The organism is Microbacterium sp. 20-116 (assembly GCF_041079415.1).
Classification (GTDB): domain Bacteria; phylum Actinomycetota; class Actinomycetes; order Actinomycetales; family Microbacteriaceae; genus Microbacterium.
This window is the reverse complement of the sequence record NZ_JBFYGP010000001.1, coordinates 476854-491313: the sequence shown is the minus strand read 5'-3', so window position 1 is coordinate 491313 and position 14460 is coordinate 476854. Positions and strand designations below refer to the sequence as shown.

General features: G+C 69.0%; 20 protein-coding genes and 2 tRNA genes. 11 read left to right on the top strand and 11 right to left on the bottom strand.

The genetic code is table 11. The features are described from left to right. Positions 1 to 94: 94 nt before the first annotated feature. The 3 genes from AB6V29_RS02410 to AB6V29_RS02400 are packed head-to-tail and all read left to right on the top strand — an operon-like array spanning position 95 to position 1464. A complete protein-coding gene (locus tag AB6V29_RS02410; protein ID WP_369356831.1) occupies positions 95 to 415 on the top strand; it encodes a hypothetical protein in 321 nt (106 codons plus the stop codon). Continuing rightward, entirely contained in the window at positions 378 to 983 is a 606-nt protein-coding gene (locus AB6V29_RS02405; protein WP_369356829.1) for a hypothetical protein, read from the top strand. The genes AB6V29_RS02410 and AB6V29_RS02405 overlap by 38 nt, the downstream gene beginning before the upstream one ends. A gap of 25 nt (positions 984 to 1008) precedes the next feature. Further along, a complete protein-coding gene (locus AB6V29_RS02400) occupies positions 1009 to 1464 on the top strand; it encodes a hypothetical protein (RefSeq protein ID WP_369356827.1) in 456 nt (151 codons plus the stop codon). A gap of 12 nt (positions 1465 to 1476) precedes the next feature. On the opposite strand, the gene AB6V29_RS02395 is transcribed toward AB6V29_RS02400, so the two are convergent. The 6 genes from AB6V29_RS02395 to AB6V29_RS02370 form a co-directional block, all read right to left on the bottom strand. After that, positions 1477 to 1959, bottom strand: coding sequence for a DUF2017 family protein (locus AB6V29_RS02395; RefSeq protein ID WP_267787133.1), 483 nt, complete (start codon positions 1957 to 1959; stop codon positions 1477 to 1479). Next, positions 1956 to 2264, bottom strand: a complete 309-nt coding sequence (gene clpS / locus AB6V29_RS02390; RefSeq protein ID WP_307317068.1) for an ATP-dependent Clp protease adapter ClpS — start codon at positions 2262 to 2264, stop codon at positions 1956 to 1958. Before clpS ends, AB6V29_RS02395 begins: the two co-directional genes overlap by 4 nt. Further along, positions 2255 to 2596 (bottom strand): metallopeptidase family protein, encoded by a 342-nt coding sequence (locus AB6V29_RS02385; RefSeq protein WP_267789405.1) that lies wholly within the window; start codon positions 2594 to 2596, stop codon positions 2255 to 2257. The genes clpS and AB6V29_RS02385 overlap by 10 nt, the downstream gene beginning before the upstream one ends. A 177-nt stretch (positions 2597 to 2773) precedes the next feature. Continuing rightward, a tRNA-His gene (locus tag AB6V29_RS02380) sits at positions 2774 to 2849 on the bottom strand. 36 nt (positions 2850 to 2885) lie between these two features. Further along, a complete protein-coding gene (gene orn / locus AB6V29_RS02375) occupies positions 2886 to 3512 on the bottom strand; it encodes an oligoribonuclease (RefSeq protein ID WP_267787135.1) in 627 nt (208 codons plus the stop codon). A 35-nt stretch (positions 3513 to 3547) separates the two neighbouring features. Continuing rightward, a tRNA-Arg gene (locus AB6V29_RS02370) sits at positions 3548 to 3623 on the bottom strand. Positions 3624 to 3724: 101 nt separating this feature from the next. On the opposite strand from AB6V29_RS02370, the gene AB6V29_RS02365 reads away from it, so the two are divergent. Then, a complete protein-coding gene (locus tag AB6V29_RS02365; protein ID WP_210074742.1) occupies positions 3725 to 3934 on the top strand; it encodes a methyltransferase in 210 nt (69 codons plus the stop codon). 41 nt (positions 3935 to 3975) lie between these two features. Here the strand turns inward: AB6V29_RS02365 and AB6V29_RS02360 are convergent, their stop codons facing one another. Further along, the gene (locus tag AB6V29_RS02360; protein WP_369356824.1) at positions 3976 to 4584 is read right to left on the bottom strand and encodes a YitT family protein; all 609 of its coding nucleotides are present in this window, start codon (positions 4582 to 4584) and stop codon (positions 3976 to 3978) included. A 61-nt stretch (positions 4585 to 4645) separates the two neighbouring features. On the opposite strand from AB6V29_RS02360, the gene AB6V29_RS02355 reads away from it, so the two are divergent. Then, positions 4646 to 6064, top strand: a complete 1419-nt coding sequence (locus tag AB6V29_RS02355) for a PLP-dependent aminotransferase family protein (RefSeq protein WP_369356822.1) — start codon at positions 4646 to 4648, stop codon at positions 6062 to 6064. A gap of 52 nt (positions 6065 to 6116) precedes the next feature. Here the strand turns inward: AB6V29_RS02355 and AB6V29_RS02350 are convergent, their stop codons facing one another. Then, on the bottom strand, positions 6117 to 6374 hold the full coding sequence (locus AB6V29_RS02350; protein ID WP_210074748.1) for a hypothetical protein: 258 nt from the start codon (positions 6372 to 6374) through the stop codon (positions 6117 to 6119). A 205-nt stretch (positions 6375 to 6579) separates the two neighbouring features. Between AB6V29_RS02350 and AB6V29_RS02345 the strand changes: the two genes are divergently transcribed. The 4 genes from AB6V29_RS02345 (at position 6580) to AB6V29_RS02330 (ending at position 9976) form a co-directional block, all read left to right on the top strand. Next, positions 6580 to 7113 carry a single-stranded DNA-binding protein gene (locus AB6V29_RS02345; protein ID WP_369356820.1) on the top strand — a complete coding sequence of 178 codons (534 nt, stop codon included), beginning with the start codon at positions 6580 to 6582 and terminating at the stop codon, positions 7111 to 7113. A gap of 91 nt (positions 7114 to 7204) precedes the next feature. After that, positions 7205 to 7702: a hypothetical protein gene (locus AB6V29_RS02340; protein ID WP_369356818.1), complete on the top strand. Its 498-nt coding sequence runs from the start codon at positions 7205 to 7207 to the stop codon at positions 7700 to 7702. A gap of 56 nt (positions 7703 to 7758) precedes the next feature. Further along, positions 7759 to 9438, top strand: coding sequence for an energy-dependent translational throttle protein EttA (gene ettA, locus AB6V29_RS02335; protein ID WP_369356816.1), 1680 nt, complete (start codon positions 7759 to 7761; stop codon positions 9436 to 9438). 10 nt (positions 9439 to 9448) lie between these two features. Next, entirely contained in the window at positions 9449 to 9976 is a 528-nt protein-coding gene (locus AB6V29_RS02330) for a thioesterase family protein (protein WP_267787140.1), read from the top strand. Between the two features lie 136 nt (positions 9977 to 10112). On the opposite strand, the gene AB6V29_RS02325 is transcribed toward AB6V29_RS02330, so the two are convergent. Continuing rightward, complete coding sequence (locus AB6V29_RS02325; RefSeq protein ID WP_369356813.1) at positions 10113 to 10982, bottom strand: acyl-CoA thioesterase; 870 nt, start codon at positions 10980 to 10982, stop codon at positions 10113 to 10115. Between the two features lie 53 nt (positions 10983 to 11035). On the opposite strand from AB6V29_RS02325, the gene AB6V29_RS02320 reads away from it, so the two are divergent. Together AB6V29_RS02320 and AB6V29_RS02315 are read left to right on the top strand one after the other, a co-directional pair. Continuing rightward, positions 11036 to 11704 (top strand): hypothetical protein, encoded by a 669-nt coding sequence (locus tag AB6V29_RS02320; protein WP_210074759.1) that lies wholly within the window; start codon positions 11036 to 11038, stop codon positions 11702 to 11704. A gap of 171 nt (positions 11705 to 11875) precedes the next feature. Then, positions 11876 to 12712 carry a cation-transporting ATPase gene (locus tag AB6V29_RS02315; RefSeq protein ID WP_369356811.1) on the top strand — a complete coding sequence of 279 codons (837 nt, stop codon included), beginning with the start codon at positions 11876 to 11878 and terminating at the stop codon, positions 12710 to 12712. Here the strand turns inward: AB6V29_RS02315 and AB6V29_RS02310 are convergent, their stop codons facing one another. Further along, complete coding sequence (locus tag AB6V29_RS02310) at positions 12713 to 13162, bottom strand: globin (RefSeq protein WP_267787143.1); 450 nt, start codon at positions 13160 to 13162, stop codon at positions 12713 to 12715. Further along, on the bottom strand, positions 13159 to 14403 hold the full coding sequence (locus AB6V29_RS02305; protein WP_267787144.1) for a mechanosensitive ion channel family protein: 1245 nt from the start codon (positions 14401 to 14403) through the stop codon (positions 13159 to 13161). The genes AB6V29_RS02310 and AB6V29_RS02305 overlap by 4 nt, the downstream gene beginning before the upstream one ends. Positions 14404 to 14460: the final 57 nt, after the last annotated feature.

The following is a 14460-nucleotide window of genomic DNA, read 5'->3' as shown; positions in this document are numbered from 1 at the left end:
CCTGTCGTGGAGGGCTCCGTCGGCTTCTGGTACACGGCCGGACGCCGTATGCAACACCCTGGGCCGGTCGCCGGCGGGCCGCTACGGTGGGCTCATGCCCAACATCGCATTGGAACTCGGCAAGCAGGCCACGAGCTTCGGCGTCAACTCCGCCTATGGCGAGCAGCAGGACGTCGACGGTGTGCGCATCGTCCCCGTCGCCCTCGTCTGGGCCGGGTACGGCGGCGGCTCCGACGAGCAGGGGAACGGCGGCGGCGGCGGGGGCGGTTACACCCTTCCGCTCGGCGCCTACATCCGTCGTGGCGACGATCTGCGGTTCGACCCGAACCTCGTCTCGCTCTTGGCCGTCGGCATCCCGTTCGTGTGGGTAGCAGGCCGTGCCCTCAGCCGTGTCATCCGCGCTCTCAAGAAGTAGCGCAGACCCGGTCGACGACGCTCTCACGGCGGCCCTCGCCGCGGTGAGAGCGCAAATCGTCGCGGTCGGGGCCGCGAATCCGGTCGTCGCCCTCGACGGCCGTAGCGGGGCGGGGAAGAGCTCTCTGGCCCGACGGCTCGTTGCGGCGTGGCCCGGGCGCGGGCGCGTGCAACTGGTCGCGCTCGACGATGTGTATCCCGGGTGGGACGGGCTCGCCGCCGGCGTCGAGTACGCACGGCAGACGATCCTGTCGCCGCACGCTCGTGGTCTCGTCGGCGTATGGGAGAGATGGGACTGGGAGACCGGCTCGCGCGCGGAGCCGTACGCCGTCGATCCTTCGTTGCCGCTCGTCGTGGAAGGGGCAGGACTCCTGACGCCCGAGGTCGCCCGCCTCGCCGACGTCTCGGTGTGGGTCGATGCGCCGCTCCCGTCGCGCAAGGCGCGCGCCCTCGGGCGAGATGGCGACACCTACCGTCCGCATTGGGCCCGGTGGGCCGCCCAGGAGGACCGCCACCTCGCAGCTCACGACCCGGCGGGCCTCGCCGACCTCGTCCTGTCCATTCCCTGATCATTGGTGGCGAGTGGGGATGCCGGTGAGCGGGAAGAGACGTCTGTGGTTCGCCGCGTTCGCGACGATCGTCGTGGTGGCGTCGATCACCTCTCGGGCGGTTTCAGAGCCGCCCCGCCCGCTCCAGCGCGAGGGGGACAGGTCCGCGGCCGCCTTCGCAGATGAGACGGTGCTCGATCACCTGCGCTCGTTGGTTCGGGTCTCGGACCATCCCTCTCGCGAGGCGGCGGCGTTCCTCGCCCGCGCCGCAACGGAGCTGGGGGACCTCTTCCCGTTCGATCTCGTGCTGCTGTCGCAGAAGGGCGATACCTTCGTGGTGGCTTCGTACCGCGTCGAGGAAGGTTCCGACCTGCTGCGTCTTACGGGCGACTATTGGGGTCGAGCGTGCCGGGAGTACGTCGTGGCGACGGATCGCGTCACGACGTCCGCCGTCGCCTGCCCGCCAGGGACACCGGAACGGCCCCGCGGGCGCGGCGACTGACGACCTATCGCGTCAGGCCCTGCCGAGGGCGCCGATGAGCCCGTCCAGTCGGTAGCCGATCCAGTCGTACACGCCGAACCGGGGATCATCCGAGTCGTGGTCGTCGTCGTTCTGGATGCCGAGACGGGTCGCCATGACCAGCCGCAGCGCCGAGAGGGTCCGCATCCAGGCGAGCGCCTCCGTTTCGCCGAGGGCCACGGCGATCGCCGCGTCCGGGTCGCTCTCGGGGTCGAGGTCGGCCCCGTCCAGACCGAGCGTGTGCAGCACCGTCGCGACGTCCTGGGATCGGCGCTCCAGGAGGTCCTCGCCCGTGAGGCGGCGGAACTCACGGCTCGCGTCGGCGTCGTCGGGGTAGGCGTCGGGAAGCAGACGCTCGATGGCGGGGTCGGCTTCGGAGCGGGAGTCCGCCAGGAGGTCGCGGAACTGTCCGACGATGCCGGCCAGGTGCAGGGCTTCGAGGCCGCTGATCTCCAGCACGACGATTCGCTCGTTCACGCGGGGTCCTTCCTGAGCGTGGCCCACAGGCCGAAGTCGTGCATCGCCTGCACGTGCGCTTCCATCACCTCGCGGGGGCCGCGAGCCACGACCGCGTGACCGTCGTGGTGAACCGCGAGCATGAGTCTGTTCGCGGTGGGGGCGTCGAACCCGAAGTACGTGCGGAAGATGTGCGTGACGTAGCTCATGAGGTTTACGGGGTCGTTCCACACGACCGTCTGCCACGACGCCGGCGGTGCGGCAGTGAGGCTCGTGTCGAGATCGACGTCGAGATCGGGAGTGGCCAGGCCCGCCATCACGCCCACCCCAGCTCGTGCAGGCGCTCGTCGTCGATGCCGTAGAAGTGTGCGATCTCGTGGACCAGAGTGGTGTGGATCTCATCGCGCAGCTGGGTCTCGTCGTCGCACGCGGCGAGGTGAGGCTCGCGGTAGACGATGATCCGGTCGGGGAGTTCGCCGACCCCGTACCTCTCGCGCTCGGTGAGTGCCCAGCCGTCGTACAGGCCGAGCAGATCGAGAGACCCGTCCTCCGGGCGGTCTTCGACGACGAAGATCACGTTGTCCAGACCGTCGACCATGTCGTCGGGCAGCTGGTCCAGCTCATCGATCACGAGCTTCTCGAACGACGCTGCGTCCATCTCGAGCGTCGGGCGCGCGTCGACATCGTCGTTCACGGCGGGCCTCCCGGGGTCTCGAGCCGTCTGAGGGATGCCGGCGGCTCGCCGTGGCATCCTTCGTCGATTCTACGGCGCGGGGGAGTGCGGGGTTCGGATGACGAAGGCCCGGCGAGCGATGCTCTGCCGGGCCTTCGGGAATGGGGTGGCTAACGGGACTTGAACCCGCGACCCCCGCGACCACAACGCGGTGCTCTACCGACTGAGCTATAGCCACCATGTGCATGCCGAAGCAGACAACTGAACGATTATGTCATACGTCCAGCGCAAACGACGACACGGCCGTGGCCGAGACGGCCTTGGCCTCTTCGCTCGTCGGACCGGGCTGCGGCACGAAGACCGCGGCACGGTAGTAGGCGAGTTCGCGGATCGATTCGCGAATGTCGGCCAGCGCGCGGTGCCCGCCGTTCTTCGCCGGGGCCTGGAAGTAGGCGCGCGGGTACCAGCGGCGCGACAACTCCTTGATGCTGGACACATCGACATTGCGGTAGTGCAGCCAGCGATCGACCCGCGGCATGTACTTCGCCAAGAACATGCGATCCGTGCCGATCGTGTTGCCCGCGAGGGGTGCTTTGCCCTCGACCGGTGCGAAGCGCTGGATGTACTCGAGGGTCTGGAACTCGGCATCCGCCAGGCTCACACCGTTCGGGATCTCGTCGAGAAGCCCGGAGGAGCGGTGCATCTCGGTGACGAACTCGCCCATGTTGGCGAGAGCGGAGTCGTCGGGCTTGATGACGATCTGGAACCCCGGGTCGAGCACGTTCAGCTCGAAATCGGTGATGACGACCGCGATCTCTACCAGCTCGTCGACGCCGAGGTCGAGGCCCGTCATCTCGCAGTCGATCCAGACGAGCCGGTCGTTCTCGGAGGCGTTTACCATTCCCACATCCTACTGAGGGGTTCCGACACCGGTTCTGGTCCCCCAGACACGATTCGAACGTGTGACCGGCGGATTAGAAGGCCGCTGCTCTATCCACTGAGCTACTGGGGGTCGAACCCAGGATATCGCCCGGTCCCGCCACGCCGCGCCAGCCCCTGGCGCGTCCGTCGGGGCGGCGGTACATTCCGGGCATCGAGAGCAAAGGAGCGCTCATGTCCGAGACGGCGACACGACGAATCTGGGTGGCCTACGGGCCCAACGGAGTCGTGGGCAAGATCCAGAAGGATGCAGACGGCTATCGCGTCCACATGGCGGGTAAAGACGCCCCGTTGGGGGTGTACCCCTCGATGGAGATCGCGAAGAACGCGGTGCACTCCCACCTGAAGCCCGGGAGCGAGCGGCCGGAGTTCCGCGAGCACTGAGGGTGGCCGGCCCGGTCGCGTAGGGCTTCTCCCGCGCTTAATCAGGCGTTCGCCGCGGCGCGCGGACGACTCACGGGCTTCGGCGTGGCGAAGAGGGGCAGAGCGAGGTGGACCAGCGGTCCGATGCCCAGGGCGAACACGACGGTACCGATTCCCACGGTGCCGCCGAGGAGCCACCCCAGAGTCAGCACGGATCCCTCGACGCCGAGCCGGCAGGCCCAGATAGGCCAGCCGAAGCGCAGGTTCATGCCCGTCATGAGCCCGTCTCTGGGGCCGGGTCCGAAGTGGGCTCCGATGTAGAGCCCGGATGCCACGGCCACCAGCACGACCCCGGCGACCAGCATGAGCGCCTGGAGCCAGAATGCGTCGGGGTGGGGGAGGAACCCCAGGGCCAGCTGAAGGCTCGTGCCCACCAGCAGGATGTTGGCCACGGTTCCGACACCCGGCTTCTGACGCAGCGGGATCCACAGGAGCAGGACGCCCACTCCGACGATGTTCGTGATCCAGCCGATCCCGATCCCGGTGACGCGGGAGAGGCCCTGCGCGAACACGGTCCAGGGGTCGACGCCCAGGCCGGCGGCGACGGTGACGGCACAGCCGAGGCCGTACAACACGAGTCCGACGAGGAGGCGGGCGATCCGAGAAGGCATGGACAGATCCAATCATGCGATTGGCTTTTGGGAAGGATGCCAATTCGACTATGGTGGCCGCATGGACTCGCGCGTATCGGCTAGGACGCTCGCCTCGTCTCTCGGCGGATGGCGAGGCAAGGGCCCGGCCTACGAGGCCCTCGCCGATGGGGTTCGCCTGCTCTGTCTGGACAACCGGCTCGCTCCCGCCACCGCGCTCCCCGCCGAGCGCGAGCTCGCCGCAGCGCTCGGGGTGAGCCGGACGACGGTGGCGGCCGCCTATCAGAGCCTTCGCGATACCGGGCACATCGAAAGCCTCCGCGGCAGCGGCAGCGTGACCCTGCCCCTGCGCCGCACCGACCCCGGCCGTCACGAGCTCGATGCCGAAACGATCGACCTGCAGCAGGCGAGCCCGGCGGCGTGGCCCGGTCTGCCGGGCGTCATGGCCGAGGTCGTTCAAGACGCCCCCGCGCTCGTCGCGCGGATCGGCTACGACGTCGTCGGCGATCTCGGGCTGCGCCAGGCGATCGCCGAGCACTATCGCGATCGGGGGTTCCCGACCTCGCCCGATCAGATTCTGGTGACCACGGGCGCTCAGAGCGCCATCCATCTGATTGCCTCGGTCCTGCTCCACCGGGCGGATCGGGTCATGATCGAGACTCCCACCTACCCGCACGCCGCCGAAGCCTTCCGCCGTGTCGGCGCCCGCCTCGTGGGGGTGCCCGTCGCGCCCGCTCAGGGGTGGGATCTGGAGCGAGCGGAGCAGACGTTCGCGCGAGCCCTGCCTTCGCTGGCCTATCTCATGCCGGATTTCCACAACCCGACCGGCAGGACGATGACCGCCGCGGAGACCGAGGCGTTTCTCATCGGCGCGCGTTCGGTCGGCACGCTCCTGGTGATCGACGAGACCACCGCCCAGCTGGACATCGACCGCGCAGTCGGCCCGGCGCCCTTCACGGACGATGAGCGCGTCATCCGTGTCGGATCCCTCGGCAAGACGGTGTGGGGCGGATTGCGTATCGGATGGGTACGCGCGGCGCCCGACATCGTGCGTCGACTGGCGAGTGGTCGCCCCGTGCACGATCTGGGCACCCCCGAGCTCGAACAGGCCGTCGCCGCCCGGCTGATTCCTCGTCTCGGTGAGATCGCGGCGCAGCGTGGGACGCTCCTGCGAGCCGGTCGCGACTGCCTCGTTCCAGAACTGCGGCGGGTGTTCCCCGAGTGGGACGTCCCCGACGTGCACGGCGGCGTGTCGCTGTGGGTGGGGATCGGCGAGCCGCTCAGCACTCCATTGGTCATGTCCGCGCGTGCGCGCGGACTGGCCTTGTCGGCGGGGTCGCGGTTCGCGGTCGAAGGGGGGCATGACCGACGATTGCGCGTCCCGTTCACCGCGGCCCCGTCGACCCTGCAGCGGGCTGTCGCGCTTCTGCGCGAGGCATGGGACGACGTCCGCGGGGGAGGCGCGATTCCCTCGCGCACAGACTTCGCGACCGTGGTGTGAGCCCCGATACGACTTCGCGCGAGGAGCTGCGTCCTGAACCCGGCCCCGGGCCTCAGCGCAGGTAACGGAGGCACTCGACAGCGTCTGCGGAGGACCAGAACTCCCCGAGGCGCCGGAAGCTTCCGGAAGCGGTGTGAAACCGCTCCGCGGCGTATCGCCAGCCCCCGTCGGCGGCGATCGCGCGGATGTGGCCGACCACGATGCCGCGCGGATCGGCGATGCGCCACAGGCCCGCGGCGACATGCGTCGCCGCTCCCCACCCGGCCGGACGCGGGGCCGGAGCGAGATCGTTCCACAGTGCCGTGCTCATGCGACGACGGTAGAACCAACCTCCGACATTGACCGGGGCGAGCGAGTGAGTGCCTCCTCCCCAGGTGAGAAACCGCCCGATCCCTCCACAAAGTTGCGGAACCGCCTCGAAGGACCGGCCCGGTCCGGTCATTCTGGGCCTGGCTCCGGCATCCGTCGGGCACACGGATGCCGGAGCGCACACCACGTCGAGAGGAACCACGAACATGAGCGATCACATCACCCTGGTGGGCAACATCGTCGGAGAACTGGAGCAGCGCTCCACGCGCGGGGGAGGTCCCATCGCGGCGTTCCGCCTCGCAGTCGGAGAGCGCAAGCTCGACCGCGAGCGGGGGGAGTGGGTGGACGGTCACACGAACTACTACAACGTCTCCGCGTTCGGTGACCTGGGGGCACACGCACTGCACTCGCTCAGAAAGGGCCAGCGGGTCGTTCTGACCGGTCGCTTGCGTCTGCGCGAGTGGGAGAACGAGGTCAAACGCGGCATCAGCGCAGACGTGGTGGCCGACGCCATCGGCCATGATCTGCGCTGGGGCACTACGCGCTTCGAGAAGGCGGCCAAAGCGTCGGGATCCCCCGCCGCGACAGGGGATGAGGCGGCGGATCCGTCGGCGGAGGAGGCCTGGGCGATTCCCGGTGGAGCAGACGAGGGTGCACCCGGCCTCGAGATGGCCGGTGCGGGTGCGGCCCCGGCCGACGGCGGTTCGTCGTCGGAGGCGGGGTCGAGCGGTCCGTTCTGACGCGGGTCTTCGAGGCGGCGCGGGGCCGGGGCCACGCACGTCCGCGTGCGGCAGCCAGGAGCAGCGCGGGAGGGTACGTAGACTCGGTCGCGTGTCTCGCCTTCTCGGTCGTCCCCTCGCCGCCCTGACCCTCGTCGCGGTGCTGGGCCTCGCGGGCTGCACCGGCCAGTCGCCCACCCCCGGTCCCGTCGAGACGACGGAACCGTCCGCCTCCGTCGTCGACACGCCCTCTTCGACTCCCACGGCCGCCGCGACGCCGACGCTGGTCGCGGGGGGAACGGCGGAAGAGAACCTGCCGTTCTTCACGCAGGTCGTCCGCGGCGTCTGGTCGGGGCCGAACCAGGTCGCCGGACGCGCCTACATCGACGCCCTGGCGGCGGCGGGCTTCGACAAGGCAGCGATGCAGGTCACTGCCGACCAGACGACCGTCGGCAACCCCGCGGAGAGCATCGAGTTCTCGGTCCGGCTCGGCGACCAGTGTCTCGTCGGCCAAGTCGGTCCCTCGATCGGCAACCCCGTCACCGCGGTGCTGCCGGGCCTGTCGTCCGGCGGGTGCCTGATCGGCCAGACGAGGGCGATCGACTGGTGACGCAGGGCTGACGGCACGTCAGCGGAATGTCCCATCGCCCCTAGACTGAGAGGGTTATGGCGGAATACATCTACTCCATGGTCCGCGCTCGCAAGTCTGTGGGCGACAAGCTGATTCTCGACGACGTCACGATGTCGTTCCTGCCCGGTGCCAAGATCGGCATGGTCGGACCGAACGGTGCGGGTAAGTCGACGATCCTGAAGATCATGGCCGGGCTCGACGTTCCGTCCAACGGAGAAGCGCGGCTCAGCCCGGGCTTCACCGTCGGGATCCTCATGCAGGAGCCCGAGCTCGACGACACCAAGACCGTGCTGGAGAACATCCAGGACGGCGTGGCGATCAAGCCCAAACTCGATCGCTTCAACGAGATCTCGGCCCTCATGGCCGATCCGGACGCCGACTTCGACGCGCTCCTCGCCGAGATGGGCACGCTGCAGGAAGAGATCGACGCCGCCGACGGCTGGGATCTCGACTCGCAGCTCGCCCAGGCGATGGACGCCCTACGCACCCCGCCGGCCGACGCCTCCGTCGCTCCGCTCTCCGGTGGAGAGCGTCGTCGTGTCGCGCTGGCGAAGCTCCTGCTGCAGAAGCCCGACCTGCTGCTTCTCGACGAGCCCACCAACCACCTCGACGCCGAGAGCGTGCTGTGGCTCGAGCAGCACTTGAAGGCCTACAAGGGCGCGGTCATCGCGATCACCCACGACCGGTACTTCCTCGACAACGTCGCGGAGTGGATCGCCGAGGTCGACCGTGGTCATCTATACCCCTACGAAGGCAACTACTCGACGTACCTCGAGAAGAAGGGTCAGCGTCTCGAGGTCCAGGGCAAGAAGGACGCCAAACTCGCCAAGCGCCTCAAAGAGGAGCTGGAGTGGGTGCGCTCCAACGCCAAGGGCCGCCAGGTCAAGTCGAAGGCGCGCCTGGCTCGTTACGAGGAGATGGCGGCCGAGGCCGAGCGCACGCGCAAGTTGGACTTCGACGAGATCCAGATCCCCGCGGGTCCGCGTCTCGGCGGCATCGTCATCGACGCCAAGAAGCTCGAGAAGAGCTTCGGTGACCGCTCGCTCATCAGCAACCTCAGCTTCAACCTGCCCCCGAACGGCATCGTCGGTGTCATCGGCCCGAACGGTGTGGGAAAGACCACGCTCTTCAAGACGATCGTGGGTCTCGAGCCGCTCGACGGTGGTTCGCTCAAGATCGGCGAAACGGTCAAGATCAGCTACGTCGACCAGTCCCGCGCCGCGATCGACCCCGAGAAGACTCTGTGGGAGGTCGTCTCCGACGGACTCGACATCATCACCGTCGGCAAGACGGAGATCCCGTCGCGCGCCTACGTGTCGAAGTTCGGATTCAAGGGACCCGACCAGCAGAAGAAGGCCGGGGTGCTCTCCGGCGGTGAGCGCAACCGCCTGAACCTCGCCATGACGCTCAAGGAGGGCGGCAACCTGCTGCTCCTCGACGAGCCCACCAACGACCTCGATGTCGAAACCCTGAGCTCGCTCGAGAACGCCCTTCTCGAGTTCCCCGGTTGCGCCGTGGTCATCACGCACGACCGGTGGTTCCTCGACCGCATCGCCACGCACATCCTCGCCTACGAGGGCACCGAGGATCACCCCGACCAGTGGCACTGGTTCGAGGGCAACTTCGAGGCGTACGAGGCCAACAAGATCGAACGCCTCGGCGCCGATGCGGCCAATCCGTCGCGGTCCTCCTACCGCAAGCTCACGCGTGACTGACGATTCCGCCATGAGCACTCCCGACGAGGGTCCGGCCGCTGCCGGGCCCTCGCGGGTGCACGTGCCGATCCACCTCCGGTGGGGCGATCTCGATGCGCTCGGGCATGTCAACAACACCTCGATGCTGAAGCTGCTCGAAGAGGCGCGCCTGCGCGCCTTCTGGTTCAGCGACGGCGAAGGCGAGCCCCTGCCGACGGCGGTGTTCGACATGGACGTGCTCGAGAGCGGCGGCGACCGGGCCACGCTGATCGCGCGTCAAGAGATCGAGTATCTGCGTCCCGTGCCCTACAGCCAGCGTCCCCTCGACGTGCGGATGTGGATCGGTGCGATGGGCGGCTCCAGCGCCGACATCTGCTACGAGGTCTACAGCCCCGTCGGAGACGCCGAGCGCGTTCTCTACGCCCGGGCCACCGCTGTGACGGTGCTCGTCGACACGGCGACCGGTCGGCCGACCCGCTGGACCGAGGCGGAGCGTGCGGCCTGGGCGCCGTACACCGGAGACCCGATCGAGTACCGCCGCCGTTCCTCACGCGGCTGACGCCGACATCGCCCCAGAGCTTCGAGCTCGCCCGCTGTTCTCCATCGGCGATCTCCCGGTTCTCGGCGGGTGCGACGCACCGCCGGCCTCGAGCCTCGCCTCGCGAACGCAGTCGCCGGGGTTCCGGCATCCGGGATCAGTCTCGCGGAACGCGCACCATGACCTCTTGCGCGACACTGGCCAACAGGGCGCCGTCACGCGTGTAGATCCTGCCCGTCGCGAGACCGCGGCCACCGCGGGCGTTGGGGGACTCCTGCACGTACAGCAACCAGTCGTCGACACGGCCGGGGCGGTGCCACCACATCGCGTGGTCCAGGCTCGCGACCTTGAGCCCGGGGGCGTTCCACGCCACGCCGTGCGCGCGCATGATCGACTCCTGGATCGTGAGGTCGCTCAGGTACGCGAGAGCGGCGCGGTGAACGGCCGGGTCGTCGGTGATCGCCCGACGCAGCTTCATCCACACCGCCTGTCGCGGAACCTGCGGACCGTCCGCAGACGCATACAGCGGCGAGGTCACGTGCCGGACATCGACAGGGCTCTCTGAGAAGATCCGTCGGCTGACCGGGTGCAGGGCGTCGACGTCGAGGACGGGGGCGTCCTCGGGCTGCGGGATGCCGCCGGGCATCGGCTCGAAGTGCTCGAGACCCGGGTCCTCGTCCTGGAACGACGCGATCATCGAGAAGATGGGCACACCCGACTGGAACGCCTGGGTCCGCCGGGTCGAGAAGGAACGACCGTCGTGGATGCGATCGACAGAGAAGGTGATCCCGTCCGTCGGATCCCCGGGGCGAAGGAAGTAGCCGTGCATCGAGTGCACGGATCGCTCGGGCGGGAGGGTTCGCGAGGCGGCCACGACCGTCTGTGCGAGAACTTGTCCGCCATAGACGCGCCCGGTCGGCATGGGCTGCGACACCCCCGTGAAGATGTCTTCGGTCGTGCGCGCTCCCGCGTCGCGCAGGTCGAGCACGGCGAGCAGCGACGCCACGGGATCGACGGCCTCGGACACACTGACTCCCGTTCCGGCGCGATGAACCCGCACCGCTTGATAGTTTAGGGCGGGTGTCCGCGCGCCTGTTGTTCCCCGACCCGCAGGCGGCAGCCGACCTGCTCACTTTCGCCGCCCGAACGATCCGCCTCGGTGACGGCACCGTGCGACTGCGCGCCGACGGGGGAGTACTCGTCGCGACGGCCGCACCGCTCGCCCCGCGGGGGCTGCTCGATGCGACCCCGACGGTCCTGGGCCTTCGCGTGTCGGCCATCGACCCCGAGCTCGAATGCGACGTGGTCGTCGACGCCTCGGCCCTGCTTCCCGCTCCCGACGACGCCTCCGCCGTCGTGCTGCCCGAGACCGCGACGTCTCCCGCCTGGGCCGGCATCTCGCCCCCTCGCGGAGGGTGGGAACAGACGGATGCCGTCGACGCGGCCGTTCTGGCATCCCGAGCCCAGTACGGCGTCGCCGCCGTCGCCGACGCGCTCCCCGCCGACGCGGGTGAAGACGTCGTGCGGCTCGTGCGGGCTCAGGTGTGGGGTCAGCCCGACGACGCTCTCGGCGGACTGCCGCTGGGTACGGCCTTCGCGGCTTTCGCCCTGGGTTTCATCGCCGGGTCCGAAGAAGCCCCCGTGCGTCGCAGCGGCGCCTGGACGCGCGTGAGCCTCGCGCGTGGCCACGTGCTGGTGCGCGGGCCGGTGCGTTCCGGACTCACCGCCGTCCGCGCGACGGGCAGCTGATCCAGCAAGCGCACAGCTGGCGTCATTACGCTGAAGAACAGCAAGGGGAGTACTCCCGTCGCGGCGTATCCGTCATCACGAGTCCACGGTTGGATTCCGGGTACGTCGGTCCGTAAGGGCGGAGGAGACCTTGACGTCGCGGCCGCGTGCCGCCCGTCGAGAGGTTCCTCCATGATCTCGTTCTCCCGTCTGTTCGATCTCGCTTCCAAGGCTGCGGGCAAGGCCTCGTCGTCGCAGCGCACGCCGGGCGCCGCCGGCGGCAAGGACTGGCGCGACATGGTGCGCTCGGCGGCTGACGCGGTCACGGGCGATCGCCGCACGAATCCCCCGCACGCGGCGGCGCCGAACGGCTATGCCCCGCCCGCGTCGCAGGGCCGTTACGCCCCGCCGGCCTCTTCTCGTACGTCATCCACGCTGTCGACCGAGGACCGCGCGGCAATCGCCCGTTACGACTACCTCGTGCGCACGGCCGAGCCCGATCGGGTGGAGCAGATGCACCGTGAGGCCTTCGCCCGCCTCACCCCGGCCCAACGCGCGCTGGTGAAGGAGCGGATGGATGCCGATCTGGCTCCGCACGAGCGTCCCCGCACCGACGCCGCCGATGATCTCGCGCGCACCGCTGCTCGGGCGGAGGCCGCGCGGCCCGGACGCATGTCGGGGCTGTTGGCCAAGGCCGGGCGCGGAGGCCTCGTCGGTGCCGGCATCGTGGGGGCCGGGGGACTGCTGGCCGCAGTGGCCGGCGGCGCGGTCGTCAGCGCCGTCGCCGGCCCGCTGCTGGCTCAGGCCGGGCAGCTGGGCGTCGACTTCACGGGACTCGCGGAGGGCGTCGACCTGGAGGCCATGGCATCCGGAGTCGATCTCACCTCGCTCGCGGAGGGCACGGGGATCGGCGAGTGGGCGGGAGGCGCACAGGACGCCGTCTCGGGAGCGGGTGAGCAGATCAGCGGCTTCGGTGAGGGGCTGTCCAACCTCGACATCCCCGGATTCGGAGACTTCCTCGGGCGGTGATCAGTCGATCGCGCGGACCGGGAGCCCGGTATCGGGTCGCCCGCCTTGCTGCGGGCCGATACCGCGTGACTCGAAGGTGTTGACCATCGCGTAGGCCGCCCGTTCGAGGTAGTCCCACAGGGGTGCTTCGAACGCGGGCGGCAGGGCGATCTCGTCGACGGCCGTGCGCATGTGCCGCAGCCACCGGTCGCGGGCGTCGGGGTCGACGTGGAAGGGCATATGGCGCATCCGCAGGCGCGGGTGCCCGCGCGTCTCACCGTAGGTGGTCGGGCCACCCCAGTACTGCGCGAGGAACAGGGTCAGCCGCTCGGCTGCAGGGCCGAGGTCCTCCTCGGGGTACATCGGCTTCAGTACCTCGTCCGAGGCGACCCCGCGGTAGAACGCATCGACCAATCGACGGAAGGTGTCCATGCCCCCGACCTGGTCGTAGAAGTTCACAGGCTCGGTCATGTCTGGTCCTTGTCGTCGGCGCGCACGGCCGGGGGCGTGGGCTTGGGCGTGTCGGCTCCGGGGGCGGGAGGCAGGTCCACTACGGCGGTGGGCGTGTCGTCGCGGACGGTCTTCTTCTTCACCTTGGATGTCGAAGTGTCCGCCGCATGATCCTCCACGATCTCGGACACGTCCAGCTTGCTGCGGCGGGGCCGCCAGATGGGCCGGCTCGCGCCGACGGTGACCTGGGTCTCCTTGGTCTTGGGCGGGTGTGCGCCGCGCACGCTCTGTGCGCCCTCGGCGCCTGTCAGAACGATCGAGTTCAGCTGCGGGAGGGCGATGCCCATCGCGTCGATCGCCTTCTTCAGACGCGCGCGCAGCTCTCGGGCCACGTCGTCCTTCGCGCTCGAGCGTGTCTTCATCACGAGCCGGATGACGAGGGCATCGCCGCTGATGGATTCGAGGCCCCAGATCTCGGGCTGCTCGATGATGCGCGAGCGCCACTTCGTCTCTTTCGCCATCGTCTTCGCCGCGGTGAGCATGGCCTTCTCGACGTCGTCGATATCGGCGTCCACGGGCACGGCGAGGTCGATGATGACGCGGGACCAGCCCTGCGACATGTTGCCGATGCGGGTGATCTCGCCGTTGCGGACGTACCAGAGCGTGCCGTTGACGTCGCGGACGTGGGTGATGCGGACGCTGACGAACTCGACGATGCCCGTCGCGAGTCCGAGATCGACGACGTCGCCGATGCCGATTTGGTCTTCGGCGACGATGAAGATCCCGTTGAGGACGTCTTTGACGATGTTCTGCGCGCCGAAGCCGAGACCGGCGCCGATCGCCGCGGTGAGCAGGGTCAGCGAGGCGAGGGCGTTCGGAGCGACGATGCTGGCGATCCAGACGAGGGCGACGATCACGAGGATGACGTTCACGATGTTCTGCAGGATCGTGCCGAGCGTGCGCGTGCGCTGCACGAGGCGCACCGCGTTGAGCGGAGAGCGATCGAGGGCTTGCGTGTCGTCCACACGCGCCTTGCTCTTGGCCCCGTTGACGATGCGATCGACCACGCGCCGAATGATCAGGCGAAGCAGCCAGGCACCCACGGCCACACCCACGATGATCCCGAGGATCTGCAGCAGCGTGCCGCCGAAGCTCAGCAGCTGGCCGCCGATCCAGCCCCACGTGTCCGGGTTGGCGAGATCGCTCGGCGACGTGATCGAGGGCGACGGGGTCGGTTCGGGGTTTTCGGCGAGAACGAACATCGGCTTCAGCCTAACGACGGATGCCTCGGCGCCGGCTGAGCGTCGAGGCATCCGTGT